Origin of the sequence: Salmonella sp. 2020_1459 (assembly GCF_043847915.1) — a bacterium.
Taxonomy (GTDB): domain Bacteria; phylum Pseudomonadota; class Gammaproteobacteria; order Enterobacterales; family Enterobacteriaceae; genus Salmonella; species Salmonella enterica.
This window is the reverse complement of the sequence record NZ_JBCMFA010000006.1, coordinates 110,778-125,439: the sequence shown is the minus strand read 5'-3', so window position 1 is coordinate 125,439 and position 14,662 is coordinate 110,778. Positions and strand designations below refer to the sequence as shown.

Sequence of the window (14,662 nt, the reverse complement as noted above, 5' to 3'; positions counted from 1 at the left end):
AAGGCAGGGTTTTATTGCACGTTATTATGACTGCGAATTTCCTGCCAGACCTTATCGCAGTCAGCCTTGACCGCCTGATCGTTACCCGTGCGCGTCGCCTGAATGCACTGCTGATAGTCCAGTACCCGCACGCTTTCTTCGTTAGCAAATTGCTGATGTTTGCGGTCTTTTTTAAGGACATTCAGTACGCTTTGGCAGGCCTCTATCTTCTCAGGCGAGCCCTGTGCGGTATTGATACAGGCGCTGTACGCCTCTTTCAGCCGACTATCTTCTTCCGGCGCGGGTGATGACGCGCAGGCCGTCAAACCGGCGGTCATGCTGGCGATGAGTAAAATTTTTTTCATAGGTCGTTCCTCAACAGCGCGGCAGACCGGCAGCCTGCCGCATCTGACATCAGAAAATAGTGAATGGCGCAATAACAATAAATTTCACGTCACGCTCATCCTGGAAGATGTTGCCGTAACCACCGCCCCAGCTTGGAATATTGGAGTGGTTGTCATATTCGGTGAAGTGCAGCTTGAACATGGTGCCTTTGGCACGCCCCTCCTGCAGGGTATAAACCGCATCCAGACTGTATGAGGACTCTTCGATAGTGCGGTTTTTGTCGTAGTAAGCATCCGGGTTACTTTGCCAGGTTGCCGGTTTGGCATCCCAGGCGTAAACGTAAGACGCGCCCACAGCCCAGCCCGGCAGATTCCAGTTTTTCAGGTCATACATCGCGCCGAAGAAAACCGCCTTTTCACCGTTAGCGTTAAAGTCGGAGCGGTTATCCCACCAGATATCCAGACGACCGTTTGAAGAGGCGTAGGTTGGCGTCATACGTTGCAGAAAATAGCCCTGCTGACCGTCCGCTTTCACCCAGGTGCCTTCCAGACGCAGGTCAACCACTTCCGCGACTTTGTAGCCGAAGGTCAACGCCTGCAGCCAGGCCGTACCGTCGTAAATATCATTCACGCTGCGATCGTCTACTTTGTCGCGCGCGCCGTAGAACTGGTAACTGGTGGTGAACGGATTGCCGCCTAAATCAAATTTATAGCTGGCCTTCGCGAAATATTGATCGACATAGCCTTCGGACTGACCAAACGCCGCTTCCAGCACCAGATCATTTTTGAAGTCGTACTTCGCGCCGATGGAGTGGAGATAATCTACATTGGTTTTTTTATCCGCCTGATAAAACTTATCCATTTCGGTATGCCACGGCGCTTTATATTCGTTAGTCCACATGTAGGAAAAACTTAACGCGCCCGCATCGCCATAGTCAAAACTGGCGCCAGCTTCCGCACCCTGATAGGTACCCGGCATAAAACTCCAGTGCGGCGCTAACAGCGTCTGACCGGTAGGCTGAATATAACCGGCGCGCGCCCAGACCGGGCCATATTTAAATTTCGCTGCGGCTTTATAAAGACTGATACCGCTCTTATCGCCGGAATAGTCTTCGTCGTAGCCTTTATTCTTTTTCGAGAAGGCAATTTCGTTTGGATGACCGCTGTCGCCGTTTTCTGCCATTTCAATCGCGGTAAACGCCGCGATATCCAGACCGAACATATCCGCAGCGTAACCAGACTGAAAATCCAGGTTAGCGTTCCAGGTCGCATGAGAAAGGTTAGTTTTATATTTGTCGCCGTCGGTCACATCTTTGCGATCGCGTTCACGCTGCCAATAATAGATGCCGCCCGTTAACGTGGAGTCGTCGAAAAAGCCGGAGGCTTGCGCCTGCGGAACAACGATCCACCCCGACATTGCTGTGATACCGGCGATAGCCAGAGCCAGCGTACTACGTTTGCCACTAAACGTACGCATAAGTTAATCCTCTTTGACGTATAAATTGCTGCCGACAAAAGCGAACAGCGAAAAAATAAAAATAAAAAGTAGCGCTGAGAAACCTCATTTACTACGTTAAATAGACTATTTTTCGCGATGCGAATTATCAATCTCTTTCTGTAACCAGTATGTAATAATATGAGCAACCGCACATATTTAATTGCTTTCTGTTACATTCGACTGCTGGTGGGGGAAGCAGACCGCCAGAAAGAAAATTGACTTGTTTTCCATAGGCATGAAAATAATTGTCTCCTGTTGACCTGACGCTTATAACATTTAGATTAATAATCATTTATCAGATCAATAATTTTCAGAGAATAATTAATTCGCCTCGCAAAAAAGAGAATCGACTTAGAAATGCAGAGAAAAAACGCCGCAGAACGCGGCGTTGACAAGGTATTTTTACAGCATTCGCCTGTTGGCGCAGTGCTTACTCGCCCGCTTTCGCCCAGGTATCACGCAGGCCCACGGTGCGGTTAAAGACCAGCTTATCGGCCGTTGCATAGCGGCTGTCGAGGCAGAAGTAGCCTTCACGTTCAAACTGGAAAGCTTTTCCTGCTACCGCCGCTTTCAGCGACGGCTCGCCATACCCCTGCTTAATCACTAATGATTCGGGGTTGATAACAGACAGGAAGTCCTCCGCGGCGCCCGGATTCGGCACGCTGAACAGACGGTCGTAGAGACGAATTTCAATCGGCAGCGCATGTGCTGCGCTAACCCAGTGGATTACGCCTTTCACTTTACGCCCGTCAGCCGGATCTTTACTCAGCGTATCGGCATCATAGGTACAGAAGATGGTGGTGATATTCCCTTCGGCATCCTTCTCTACGCGCTCCGCTTTAATGACGTAGGCATTACGCAGACGCACTTCTTTGCCCATCACCAGACGCTTGTACTGCTTGTTCGCTTCTTCGCGGAAATCTGCGCGATCGATCCAGATCTCACCGCTAAACGGCACTTCACGGCTGCCCATCTCCGGTTTATTCGGATGGTTAGGCATGGTAACCATTTCGCTCTCGCCCTGCGGGTAGTTTTCGATAACCAGTTTTACCGGATCGATTACCGCCATCGCGCGCGGCGCGTTTTCGTTCAGATCTTCGCGAATGCAGGATTCCAGCGACGCCATCTCAATGGTGTTGTCCTGCTTGGTGACGCCGATGCGTTTGCAGAACTCACGAATAGAAGCCGCGGTATAGCCGCGACGGCGCAGACCGGAAATAGTCGGCATACGCGGATCATCCCAGCCTTCGACGTGTTTGTCGGTCACCAGCAGGTTCAGCTTACGCTTGGACATCACGGTGTATTCCAGATTCAGCCGCGAGAATTCGTACTGGCGCGGGTGAACCGGAATGGTGATGTTGTCCAGCACCCAGTCGTACAGACGACGGTTATCCTGGAACTCCAGCGTACACAGAGAATGAGTAATGCCTTCCAGCGCATCGCTGATGCAATGAGTAAAGTCGTACATCGGATAGATGCACCACTTGTTGCCAGTCTGATGATGCTCGGCGAATTTAATGCGATACAGCACCGGATCGCGCATCACGATAAACGGCGACGCCATGTCGATTTTAGCGCGCAGACAGGCTTTACCCTCTTCAAAACCGCCGGTACGCATTTTTTCAAATAGCGCGAGGTTCTCTTCCACGCTGCGATCGCGGAACGGGCTGTTTTTACCCGGCGCGGTCAGCGTACCGCGGTATTCACGGATCTGCTCCGGCGTCAGCTCATCAACGTAGGCTAGGCCTTTATTGATCAGCTCGACCGCATAGGCGTGCAGTTGGTCAAAGTAATCGGAGGAGTAGCGAATATCGCCAGACCAGTGAAAGCCTAACCACTCGACGTCGTTTTTGATCGAATCAACGTACTCGATATCTTCTTTTACCGGGTTGGTGTCATCGAAACGCAGGTTGCACTGGCCCTGATAATCTTGCGCGATGCCAAAGTTCAGGCAGATAGATTTCGCGTGGCCGATGTGCAGATAGCCATTCGGCTCCGGCGGAAAACGGGTATGGACAGTGGTATGTTTACCACTCGCCAGATCTTCATCAATAATCTGACGAATAAAGTTAGTCGGGCGGGCTTCAGCCTCACTCATCGTGGATTCCTCAAAGCGTAAACAACGTATAACGGCATATGATCTTATAAGCCGGACAGACTGACAACCTTTAGTTACTTAAAAAGTGGCTTTGCAGAAAATATTGGGGCTAATTGCGGTAAAAAAAAGCGGCGAAGGTTTCCCTCTGCCGCTTATGTTTCCTGTGATATCGCCGGATGGCGTCTTACGCCTTATCCGGCCAGGAAGCGATTATTTGCTCTTGATCTCGTACAGTGGCGTTTTACCCGCTACCACGTGACCATCCGCTTTGATGACCAGAGCGCTGAAGTCATCGCTGTTGCTGCAAACAACCGGGCTTATCATGGAACGCGCATTGGCATTCAGGAAGTCCAGATCCAGTTCCAGCACCGGCTGACCCGCCGTGACTTCCGCACCCTCTTCTACCAGACGCTTAAAGCCCTGACCGTTCAGCGCGACGGTATCGATACCCATATGGACAACGATCTCCGCGCCTTTTTCGGTTTCCAGACAGAACGCGTGGTTAGTGTTGAAGATTTTCACGATAGTACCCGCCGCCGGAGAAACCACGGTTTTATCGGTGGGTTTCACCGCCACGCCGTCGCCGACCGCTTTGCTGGCAAACGCTTCATCCGGTACCTGATCCAGCGCCACTACCTCACCGGTAATCGGAGAGACCAGTTCAGCGATAGTCACCGCATTCGGCACCGCCTGGGGTTTGGCCGCCGGAGCAGGTGTCGCAACGTGAGCCGCATCAGCAGACGCTGCCGCGACCGGCCCCCGCGCCACCACTTTCTTCATTTCATCGCCAATCGATTCCGCTTTCGCGCCGACAATAACCTGAATGGTCTGTTTGTTCAGTTTCACCACGCCGGAAGCGCCGAGGCGTTTGCAGGCCGCATCGTTGACGCGAGCAGAGTCGTTCACGGTCAGGCGCAGACGGGTAATACACGCATCGATCGCTTTCAGGTTGTCCGTACCGCCAACCGCAGCAATATAGCTGGTCGCCAGTTGCGTTAACCCTTCTTCGGTGTTGCTGTTGGCTTCTTCCGTTACCATCTCATCAACTTTATCTTCGCGGCCCGGCGTTTTCAGGTTAAACATACGAATAACCGCGCTGAACAGCAGGAAGTAGATGATAAAGAATACAACGCCCATCACCAGCAACATCCAGACGTTATTGCTGGCCGCTGGCAGGTTATACATCAGAACATAGTCGATCGCGCCTGCCGAGAAAGAGAAGCCCGCATGGATACCCAGCAACGTCGCGACGAACAGGCTGATACCGGTCAAAATGGCGTGCAGGAGGTACAGCAGCGGCGCCAGGAACATAAACAGGAATTCCAGCGGCTCGGTTACGCCGGTCAGAAACGCGGTGATCGCAACAGACAGCAGCATACCGCCCACCATCGGACGACGTTCTTTCGGCGCGGCGAAATACATCGCCAGAGCGGCGCCCGGCAGGCCAAACATCATGATCGGGAAGAAGCCGGACATAAACATCCCCGCCGTGCCGTCGCCAGCATAGAAGCGGTTGATGTCGCCGTGGAATACAGTGCCTGCGGCATTGGTGAATTCGCCAATCTGGAACCAGGCGATGGTGTTCAGTACCTGATGCAGACCGGTGGGGATCAGCAGACGGTTGATGAAGCCAAAGATACCGGAACCCAGCGCGCCTGCGGAAACGATCCATTCACCGCCCGCATGGATGCCATGCTGTACCGGCGGCCAGACGTAACCGAAAATAGCGGCCAGCACCAGACAGAAAAAGCCCGTTGCGATCGGCACAAAACGTTTTCCACCGAAGAAACTGAGAAAATCAGGCAGTTTGATACCAGACCAACGATTATAAACCGCGCCGCCGACCAGACCGGTAATAATCCCCGCCAGCACGCCCATGTTGATTTCCGGGTTAATCGTCACCATCGCTTTGGTCATGACGAAGTAACCCACGGCTCCCGCCAGTGCTGCCGCGCCCGCGCTATCTTTAGACCAACTGGAGGCCACGCCGATAGCGAAAACCAGCGCCAGGTTATCGAAAATAGACCCGCCCGCTTGCGCGATAAACGGCATATTCAGCAAATCTGGTTGGCCGAATCGCAGCAACAACGCTGCCACCGGCAACACGGCGATAGGGAGCTGCAACGCCCTACCCAGCCGCTGGAAAAAACCTAAAATATTCATCTTATTCCCCCTACGAGACGCCGATATGGCTTCTTTGAAGCCGTTTTTTATTGTGCTGCAAACGTTAAAAACGTGATGTTCTGTAATCGAACGGTGAGATCATCTTCTGCAGAGTGTGTGGAAAATTAATTCGCCTCGCAAATTAAACGGGTGTTTTTTGTGATTATAATCACTAAATATCGTAATCACCCCCACCATCCACTGGCTAACACGGAAAACTTATTTTATGATTCAAAAAATCAGGACGGATTGAACACGAACCCTGGATATCCAGGTTACGCTTAATACGATCCGCCAAATTTTGACATTGATTATCGAGGTGAAGAATGAGACTGATCCCCCTGAGTACCGCAGAACAGGTTGGCAAATGGGCCGCTCGCCATATCGTTAACCGTATTAATGCGTTCAAACCGACCGCCGATCGTCCGTTTGTCCTTGGACTGCCTACCGGCGGCACGCCGCTAACGGCGTACAAAGCGCTGGTTGAGATGCACAAAGCGGGCGAGGTCAGCTTTAAGCATGTGGTCACCTTTAATATGGACGAATATGTTGGCCTGCCGAAAGAGCACCCGGAAAGCTACCACAGCTTTATGCATCGTAACTTTTTCGATCACGTTGATATTCCAGCAGAAAACATCAATCTTCTCAACGGTAACGCACCGGATATCGATGCGGAATGCCGTCAATATGAAGAAAAAATTCGTTCTTACGGTAAAATCCATCTGTTTATGGGCGGCGTCGGCAACGACGGTCACATCGCCTTTAACGAACCGGCGTCTTCCCTGGCTTCCCGTACCCGTATCAAAACGTTAACCCATGATACTCGCGTAGCGAACTCCCGCTTCTTTGACGGCGACGTAAACCAGGTGCCGAAATACGCGCTGACGGTAGGTGTAGGCACGCTGCTGGATGCGGAAGAAGTGATGATTCTGGTGCTGGGCCATCAGAAAGCCCAGGCGCTGCAGGCGGCGGTTGAAGGCAACGTCAACCACATGTGGACCATTAGCTGCCTGCAACTCCATCCGAAAGCGGTTGTGGTATGCGATGAGCCGTCCACAATGGAACTTAAAGTTAAAACATTGAAATATTTCAATGAATTAGAAGCAGAAAATATTAAAGGTCTGTAATGTTGTCTCCGCCCCGCCAGTCAATGTGGGGCGGTAAATTTTTGATATCGGGGGTCGGAATGTATGCTTTAACCCAGGGCCGGATCTTTACCGGTCACGAAATTCTTGATGACCATGCGCTTGTTGTCGCTAATGGCCTGATTGACCGCGTTTGTCCGATGGCCGAACTGCCGCCGGGAATAGAACAACGCTCATTGAATGGGGCCATTCTCTCCCCCGGTTTTATTGATGTGCAGCTAAACGGCTGCGGCGGCGTGCAGTTTAACGATACCGCAGAAGCCGTCAGCGTTGAAACGCTGGAAATTATGCAGAAAGCCAATGAAAAATCGGGCTGTACTAACTTTCTGCCAACGCTTATCACTACCAGCGACGAATTGATGAAACAGGGCATTCGCGTCATGCGCGAATACCTGGAAAAACATCCGCACCAGGCGCTGGGTCTCCACCTGGAAGGCCCCTGGCTTAATCTGGTAAAAAAAGGCACCCATAATCCTGATTTCGTGCGTAAACCAGACGCTGCGCTGGTCGATTTCTTATGCGATAATGCCGACGTCATCACCAAAGTTACACTCGCGCCGGAAATGGTGCCTGCCGACGTAATCGCTAAACTGGCGAATGCGGGCATTGTGGTTTCCGCAGGTCACTCCAACGCGACGTTAAAAGAGGCAAAAGCGGGCTTCCGCGCCGGGATTACCTTTGCGACTCACCTGTTTAATGCGATGCCGTACATTACAGGGCGTGAGCCGGGCCTTGCTGGCGCTGTTCTGGACGAAGCGGATATTTATTGCGGCGTTATCGCCGATGGTCTGCATGTCGACTACGCCAACATTCGCAATGCCAAACGCCTGAAAGGCGACAAACTTTGTCTGGTGACAGACGCCACCGCACCGGCGGGGGCCAATATTGAGCAGTTCATTTTCGCAGGTAAAACAATATACTACCGCAATGGACTGTGTGTGGATGAAAACGGTACGTTGAGCGGTTCGTCCTTAACCATGATTGAAGGCGTACGCAACCTGGTCGCGCATTGCGGCATCGCGCTGGATGAAGTGCTGCGCATGGCAACGCTCTATCCGGCACGCGCTATCGGCGTTGATAAACATCTCGGTAGCATTGCGCCGGGTAAAGTCGCCAACCTGACCGCGTTCACCCACGATTTTAAAATTATCAAGACCATCGTTAATGGTGACGAGGTCGTTGACTTGAGTAAGTGAGAATATGACACCAGGCGGACAAGCTCAGATAGGTAACGTTGATCTCGTAAAACAGCTTAACAGCGCGGCCGTTTACCGCCTGATTGACCAGCATGGTCCTATCTCGCGCATACAAATTGCCGAGCAAAGCCAGCTTGCCCCCGCCAGCGTAACGAAAATTACGCGTCAACTCATTGAACGCGGGCTGATCAAAGAAGTCGATCAGCAGGCCTCTACCGGAGGCCGCCGCGCTATCTCTATCGTCACGGAAACCCGTAACTTCCATGCCATTGGCGTTCGCCTGGGCCGTCATGACACCACTTTAACGCTCTACGATCTGAGCAGTAAAGTGGTCGCTGAGGAGCATTATCCGCTACCGGAGCGCACCCAGGAGACGCTGGAACATGCGCTGCTCAACACCATCGCCGTCTTTATTGATAGCTGTCAGCGTAAAATTCGTGAATTGATCGCTATCTCGGTGATCCTGCCAGGGCTTGTCGATCCGGAAAGCGGCGTGATTCGTTACATGCCGCACATTCAGGTTGAAAACTGGGGACTGGTCGAAGCGCTGGAAAAACGGTTTCACGTTACCTGTTTCGTGGGACACGATATCCGTAGCCTGGCGCTGGCGGAACACTACTTCGGCGCCAGTCAGGATTGCGAGGACTCGATTCTGGTGCGCGTTCATCGTGGTACAGGCGCCGGGATTATCTCCAACGGACGCATCTTCATTGGCCGTAACGGCAACGTCGGTGAAATTGGGCATATTCAGGTGGAGCCGCTGGGCGAGCGCTGCCACTGCGGTAATTTCGGCTGTCTGGAAACCATTGCCGCCAATGCGGCGATTGAACAACGGGTGCTGAATTTGCTTAAACAAGGGTATCAAAGCCGTGTTCCGCTTGACGACTGCACGATTAAAACCATCTGTAAGGCGGCAAACCGGGGCGACAGCCTGGCCTCGGAAGTCATTGAGCATGTTGGTCGCCATTTGGGCAAAACGATCGCCATTGCTATCAACCTGTTTAATCCGCAAAAAATCGTCATTGCCGGCGAGATCATTGAAGCCGATAAAGTCCTGTTGCCCGCTATCGAAAGCTGTATCAATACGCAGGCGTTAAAGGCCTTTCGCAAAAATTTGCCGGTGGTACGCTCCACGCTGGATCACCGTTCTGCTATCGGCGCATTTGCCTTAGTTAAACGCGCCATGCTCAACGGAACATTGCTGCAACGTTTGCTGGAAAGTTGATGCGCTCTTATAGTATCGGATTATTCACAAATTCCCTGGGTAGTTCATGACCATCAAGAATGTAATCTGCGATATCGACGGCGTGCTGATGCACGACAACGTAGCCGTACCCGGTGCGGCGGAATTTCTGACGGGGATTCTGGAAAAAGGTCTGCCGCTGGTGCTGCTGACCAATTACCCGTCGCAAACCGGCCAGGATCTGGCGAACCGTTTTGCTACCGCTGGCGTTAACGTGCCGGACAGCGTGTTTTATACGTCAGCAATGGCGACAGCCGATTTTCTGCGCCGTCAGGAAGGTAAGAAAGCGTATGTCGTGGGCGAAGGCGCGCTCATTCACGAGCTCTATAAAGCGGGTTTTACTATTACCGATGTGAACCCTGATTTTGTCATCGTTGGAGAGACCCGCTCCTACAACTGGGACATGATGCATAAAGCGGCATTTTTCGTCGCCAATGGCGCGCGCTTTATCGCCACCAACCCGGATACTCACGGTCGCGGCTTTTATCCGGCCTGCGGCGCGCTGTGCGCAGGCATTGAAAAAATTTCCGGCAGGAAGCCGTTTTATGTCGGCAAACCCAGCCCGTGGATCATCCGCGCGGCGTTAAACAAAATGCAGGCGCACTCGGAAGAGACCGTTATCGTCGGCGACAACCTGCGCACCGACATTCTGGCGGGGTTCCAGGCCGGTCTGGAGACCATTCTGGTGCTTTCAGGCGTATCAACAATCAATGATATTGACAGTATGCCGTTCCGCCCAAGCTGGATTTACCCTTCCGTCGCCGAGATAGACGTTATCTAAACCTGTCCCCTACCCGATGACGCGCCGCTTTCAGGCCTACGGTTCGAACAACATTGTAGGCCTGATAAGCGAAACGTCATCAGGAAAAACATAATTCAATTAAACCACGATAAAACTGAAGATCCATCAATAAATCCGCGCAATACGTAATCATTTTTCACTAATCAACAATGACGATTGCATTTTTCATTTTTCAGACCGTAATCCCCTTGCGCCTTCCACGCCTTTGCGGCATTTTTTAGTCAAGCAAATACAAAAAGTACGACGCAACAGATTAACGGAGAAGGCTATGTGTTCTATTTTCGGCGTATTCGATATCAAAACAGATGCAGCGGAACTGCGTAAAAAAGCCCTTGAACTGTCACGCCTGATGCGCCATCGCGGCCCGGACTGGTCCGGCATCTACGCTTGCGATAACGCGATTCTCGCACATGAACGCTTGTCGATTGTTGATGTTAACGCTGGCGCCCAGCCCCTGTATAACGCCAGAAAAACCCACGTACTGGCGGTGAACGGTGAAATTTATAACCATCAAACGTTACGCGCGGAGTATGGCGATCGTTACGCGTTCCAGACAGGCTCCGACTGCGAAGTTATTCTCGCGCTATATCAGGAAAAAGGGCCGGATTTCCTTGACGATTTACAGGGGATGTTCGCCTTCGCCCTGTATAACAGCGAAAAAGACGCTTATCTGATTGGTCGTGACCATATCGGTATTATTCCGCTCTATATGGGCTATGACGAATTCGGCAACTTCTACGTAGCGTCAGAAATGAAAGCGCTGACCCCGGTCTGCCGCACCATTAAAGAGTTCCCGGCGGGCAGCTACCTGTGGAGCAAAGACGGCGAAATTCGTCAGTACTATCAGCGCGACTGGTTCGATTACGATGCGGTAAAAGACAACGTCACCGACAAAAACGCGCTGCGCCAGGCGCTGGAAGAATCCGTGAAAAGCCACCTGATGTCCGACGTGCCCTATGGCGTGCTGCTCTCCGGCGGTCTGGACTCGTCGGTTATTTCGGCAATCACCAAAAAATTCGCCGCCCGTCGCGTCGAAGATCAGGAGCGCTCCGAAGCCTGGTGGCCACAGTTGCACTCTTTTGCGGTCGGTCTGGAAGGTTCGCCTGACCTGAAGGCGGCCCAGGAAGTGGCTAACCACCTCGGCACCGTGCACCATGAAATTCACTTCACCGTGCAGGAAGGCCTTGATGCCATTCGTGATGTTATCTATCACATTGAAACCTATGACGTGACCACTATCCGCGCCTCAACGCCAATGTATCTGATGTCGCGTAAGATCAAAGCGATGGGCATCAAAATGGTGCTCTCCGGCGAAGGTTCCGATGAGGTGTTTGGCGGCTACCTGTACTTCCATAAAGCGCCGAACGCCAAAGAGTTACATGAAGAGACGGTCCGTAAGCTACAGGCGCTGCATATGTATGACTGCGCCCGCGCCAACAAAGCGATGTCCGCCTGGGGCGTGGAAGCGCGCGTACCGTTCCTGGATAAAAAATTCCTCGACGTGGCGATGCGTATCAACCCACAGGATAAAATGTGCGGCAACGGCAAGATGGAAAAACACGTGCTGCGCGAGTGCTTCGAGTCTTATCTGCCAGCAAGCGTCGCGTGGCGTCAGAAAGAGCAGTTCTCTGACGGCGTAGGCTACAGCTGGATCGATACGCTGAAAGAAGTGGCGGCGAAACAGATTTCCGATCAACAACTGGAAACCGCCCGCTTCCGCTTTCCATACAACACGCCGTCGTCTAAAGAGGCGTACTTGTACCGGGAAATTTTTGAAGAATTGTTCCCGGTGCCGAGCGCGGCGGAATGCGTACCCGGCGGCCCGTCCGTGGCCTGTTCTTCCGCCAAAGCCATTGAGTGGGATGAAGCATTCAAAACGATGGATGACCCGTCAGGCCGCGCGGTCGGCGTGCATCAGTCGGCGTACCAGTAAATTAACGATGACGAAAGAGCCCTTAGTGGCTCTTTTTTTATAGCAAACCACTTTCGGAAAAACGATTAATAACCAATAATTGCCGAATATTGCGCCACGCTGTTCGCAACCTAACCAAACAGACACTTTCCGACGTTTTTCGATGAAAAAGAGGTTGACGCTTCAAGGCTCAATACGCATAATGCGCCCCGCAACGCTGATAAGGTAACGCGAAAAAAAGATGGCTACGTAGCTCAGTTGGTTAGAGCACATCACTCATAATGATGGGGTCACAGGTTCGAATCCCGTCGTAGCCACCATCTTTTTTGCGGGAGTGGCGAAATTGGTAGACGCACCAGATTTAGGTTCTGGCGCCGCAAGGTGTGCGAGTTCAAGTCTCGCCTCCCGCACCATTCACCGATAAGCGTTGTACGGATGGGGTATCGCCAAGCGGTAAGGCACCGGTTTTTGATACCGGCATTCCCTGGTTCGAATCCAGGTACCCCAGCCATATTTCTTCGAGTTTGCGGTTCACCGCGACGGTATTGGGGTATCGCCAAGCGGTAAGGCACCGGTTTTTGATACCGGCATTCCCTGGTTCGAATCCAGGTACCCCAGCCATCGAAGAAATCATCTGGCTACGTAGCTCAGTTGGTTAGAGCACATCACTCATAATGATGGGGTCACAGGTTCGAATCCCGTCGTAGCCACCATATTCAGAACACGTCGAGGTATTCGACCGGTTCGAAAATAATTTGTTGGGGTATCGCCAAGCGGTAAGGCACCGGATTCTGATTCCGGCATTCCGAGGTTCGAATCCTCGTACCCCAGCCAGTTTTAAAGACGCTCTGCTAATGAGCGCAAGAAGTACGACAATTGGGGTATCGCCAAGCGGTAAGGCACCGGATTCTGATTCCGGCATTCCGAGGTTCGAATCCTCGTACCCCAGCCACCTTTAAAAAGCTCGCTTCGGCGAGCTTTTTGCTTTTCTGGCAATTCGGACTGCCTGATGGCGCTACGCTTATCAGGCCTACGGGCGAATACAGGCCGGGTAAGGTATCCGCCACCCGGCATAACACAAACTACAACCCCAACGCATACTTCAGCGCCTGACGTTTTAGCACGCCTGCGCGCTGCGCCGCCATCAGCCCCATATTGCGTAAAATACGCAGCGGCGGCAGTTCATTGCTGAACCCGGCATAAAACAGATCCATTCCACTTTGCATCATAAAATTATCTGCCATGCGCCGCGTCTGATAGCGTTTCAACACCGAATGGCTGGCCCAGGACTCGCCATAGCTACGGGCACTCGCCAGCACATCAATCAACGCATCAACATCCCGATACCCCAGGTTGACGCCCTGCCCGGCCAGCGGATGAATGGTATGCGCCGCGTCGCCTACCAGCGCCAGCCCCGGTTGCGCATACTGCAACGCGTGACGACGGGTTAGCGGAAACGCGCCCGCCGCGACAGGCATCACCGCCCCCAGACGCGCCGGAAAGTGCTGGTTAATTTCCACCTGCAATTGCGTCATCGATAAACCCTGCAGCTGGCGAATACGTGCCGGAGCGTCATACCACACCAGCGACGCCCAATCGTCGAACAGCGGCAAAAAAGCGCGCGGCCCCGTTGGCGTAAACTGCTGCCAGGTGCTGTCGCCTGGCGCATTTTCACACTTGACGGTGATAAGCATACACGACTGCGCATATTGCCAGGCATGAATGCCAATTCCCGCCATTTGCCGAACCTGCGAATTCGCGCCGTCGGCGCCAATCACTAACTTCGGCGTTACCCATTCGCCGTCGGCCAGTTCCAGCGCATAACCATCGTGGCGGCGTTGCAATGCCGCCAGTGAAGCCGGAACGCGCAGCGTCACGCCGGGGTGCGCTTCCAGCGCCTGCCATAGCGCCTGTTGCAGGACGTTGTTCTCTACCATATAGCCTAACAGCGGCAGCTTGAGTTCAGCGGCGTCGAACACCACATGGGCGTTTTCCCACTCCCAGGTCTCCAGTCGCCGATAAGGATGGCTACGCATCCCCTGCACCGCCTCCCAAACGCCCAGTCCCTTGAGCAGCGCCACGGATGCCGCGCTAATGGCCGAAATCCGCACGTCAGGCTGGCTGTCCGCCACAAACGGCGCAGGCGCGGCATGTTCTATTACCATCACCGTAAACCCTTGCTGCGCCAGACCCAGCGCCAGCGCGCCGCCGACCATTCCCCCGCCGACAATGGCAATTTCCGTTGGTTGATTTGTCATGGTCATTCATCCTGTTACGTTTTA

10 protein-coding genes and 7 tRNA genes are annotated in these 14,662 nt (G+C 52.9%); 12 read left to right on the top strand and 5 right to left on the bottom strand.

Annotated elements, in window-relative coordinates:
* Positions 1-11 precede the first annotated feature (11 nt).
* The 4 genes from chiQ to nagE form a co-directional block, all read right to left on the bottom strand.
* Positions 12-344: a ChiQ/YbfN family lipoprotein gene (gene chiQ / locus ACH0VJ_RS16165; RefSeq protein WP_000722258.1), complete on the bottom strand. Its 333-nt coding sequence runs from the start codon at positions 342-344 to the stop codon at positions 12-14.
* Positions 345-393: 49 nt separating this feature from the next.
* Entirely contained in the window at positions 394-1,800 is a 1,407-nt protein-coding gene (gene chiP, locus ACH0VJ_RS16160; RefSeq protein ID WP_001258803.1) for a chitoporin, read from the bottom strand.
* Between the two features lie 451 nt (positions 1,801-2,251).
* Complete coding sequence (gene glnS, locus ACH0VJ_RS16155; protein WP_001287181.1) at positions 2,252-3,919, bottom strand: glutamine--tRNA ligase; 1,668 nt, start codon at positions 3,917-3,919, stop codon at positions 2,252-2,254.
* Between the two features lie 210 nt (positions 3,920-4,129).
* Entirely contained in the window at positions 4,130-6,082 is a 1,953-nt protein-coding gene (gene nagE, locus ACH0VJ_RS16150) for a PTS N-acetyl glucosamine transporter subunit IIABC (protein WP_001023068.1), read from the bottom strand.
* A gap of 326 nt (positions 6,083-6,408) precedes the next feature.
* Here nagE and nagB point away from each other — a divergent pair, with 326 nt between their 5' ends.
* The 12 genes from nagB to ACH0VJ_RS16090 all read left to right on the top strand — a co-directional run bounded on the left by nagB (position 6,409) and on the right by ACH0VJ_RS16090 (position 13,332).
* On the top strand, positions 6,409-7,209 hold the full coding sequence (gene nagB, locus ACH0VJ_RS16145; protein WP_001237059.1) for a glucosamine-6-phosphate deaminase: 801 nt from the start codon (positions 6,409-6,411) through the stop codon (positions 7,207-7,209).
* A 59-nt stretch (positions 7,210-7,268) separates the two neighbouring features.
* Positions 7,269-8,423, top strand: coding sequence for an N-acetylglucosamine-6-phosphate deacetylase (gene nagA / locus ACH0VJ_RS16140; RefSeq protein ID WP_000271186.1), 1,155 nt, complete (start codon positions 7,269-7,271; stop codon positions 8,421-8,423).
* A gap of 4 nt (positions 8,424-8,427) precedes the next feature.
* The gene (gene nagC / locus ACH0VJ_RS16135; protein WP_000187578.1) at positions 8,428-9,648 is read left to right on the top strand and encodes a DNA-binding transcriptional regulator NagC; all 1,221 of its coding nucleotides are present in this window, start codon (positions 8,428-8,430) and stop codon (positions 9,646-9,648) included.
* 46 nt (positions 9,649-9,694) lie between these two features.
* A complete protein-coding gene (gene nagD / locus ACH0VJ_RS16130; RefSeq protein WP_000153143.1) occupies positions 9,695-10,447 on the top strand; it encodes a ribonucleotide monophosphatase NagD in 753 nt (250 codons plus the stop codon).
* Positions 10,448-10,736: 289 nt separating this feature from the next.
* Positions 10,737-12,401, top strand: a complete 1,665-nt coding sequence (gene asnB / locus ACH0VJ_RS16125; protein ID WP_079833541.1) for an asparagine synthase B — start codon at positions 10,737-10,739, stop codon at positions 12,399-12,401.
* A gap of 222 nt (positions 12,402-12,623) precedes the next feature.
* Positions 12,624-12,700, top strand: a tRNA-Met gene (locus tag ACH0VJ_RS16120).
* Between the two features lie 8 nt (positions 12,701-12,708).
* Positions 12,709-12,793, top strand: a tRNA-Leu gene (locus ACH0VJ_RS16115).
* Between the two features lie 23 nt (positions 12,794-12,816).
* Positions 12,817-12,891, top strand: a tRNA-Gln gene (locus ACH0VJ_RS16110).
* 35 nt (positions 12,892-12,926) lie between these two features.
* Positions 12,927-13,001, top strand: a tRNA-Gln gene (locus tag ACH0VJ_RS16105).
* Positions 13,002-13,016: 15 nt separating this feature from the next.
* Positions 13,017-13,093 (top strand) — tRNA-Met (locus tag ACH0VJ_RS16100).
* Positions 13,094-13,139: 46 nt separating this feature from the next.
* Positions 13,140-13,214 (top strand) — tRNA-Gln (locus ACH0VJ_RS16095).
* 43 nt (positions 13,215-13,257) lie between these two features.
* Positions 13,258-13,332: transfer RNA gene (locus ACH0VJ_RS16090), tRNA-Gln, on the top strand.
* Positions 13,333-13,462: 130 nt separating this feature from the next.
* Here ACH0VJ_RS16090 and ubiF read toward each other — a convergent pair.
* Entirely contained in the window at positions 13,463-14,638 is a 1,176-nt protein-coding gene (ubiF, locus tag ACH0VJ_RS16085) for a 3-demethoxyubiquinol 3-hydroxylase (RefSeq protein WP_000184634.1), read from the bottom strand.
* Positions 14,639-14,662 lie beyond the last annotated feature (24 nt).

Excerpts from the sequence above, each read along its gene's own strand:
- ubiF (WP_000184634.1), bottom strand. The coding sequence starts at position 14,638 with ATGACAAATCAACCAACGGAAATTGCCATTGTCGGCGGGGGAATGGTC.
- nagE (WP_001023068.1), bottom strand. The coding sequence starts at position 6,082 with ATGAATATTTTAGGTTTTTTCCAGCGGCTGGGTAGGGCGTTGCAGCTC.
- nagC (WP_000187578.1), top strand. The coding sequence starts at position 8,428 with ATGACACCAGGCGGACAAGCTCAGATAGGTAACGTTGATCTCGTAAAA.
- chiQ (WP_000722258.1), bottom strand. The coding sequence starts at position 344 with ATGAAAAAAATTTTACTCATCGCCAGCATGACCGCCGGTTTGACGGCC.
- chiP (WP_001258803.1), bottom strand. The coding sequence starts at position 1,800 with ATGCGTACGTTTAGTGGCAAACGTAGTACGCTGGCTCTGGCTATCGCC.
- nagD (WP_000153143.1), top strand. The coding sequence starts at position 9,695 with ATGACCATCAAGAATGTAATCTGCGATATCGACGGCGTGCTGATGCAC.
- asnB (WP_079833541.1), top strand. The coding sequence starts at position 10,737 with ATGTGTTCTATTTTCGGCGTATTCGATATCAAAACAGATGCAGCGGAA.
- nagB (WP_001237059.1), top strand. The coding sequence starts at position 6,409 with ATGAGACTGATCCCCCTGAGTACCGCAGAACAGGTTGGCAAATGGGCC.
- nagA (WP_000271186.1), top strand. The coding sequence starts at position 7,269 with ATGTATGCTTTAACCCAGGGCCGGATCTTTACCGGTCACGAAATTCTT.
- glnS (WP_001287181.1), bottom strand. The coding sequence starts at position 3,919 with ATGAGTGAGGCTGAAGCCCGCCCGACTAACTTTATTCGTCAGATTATT.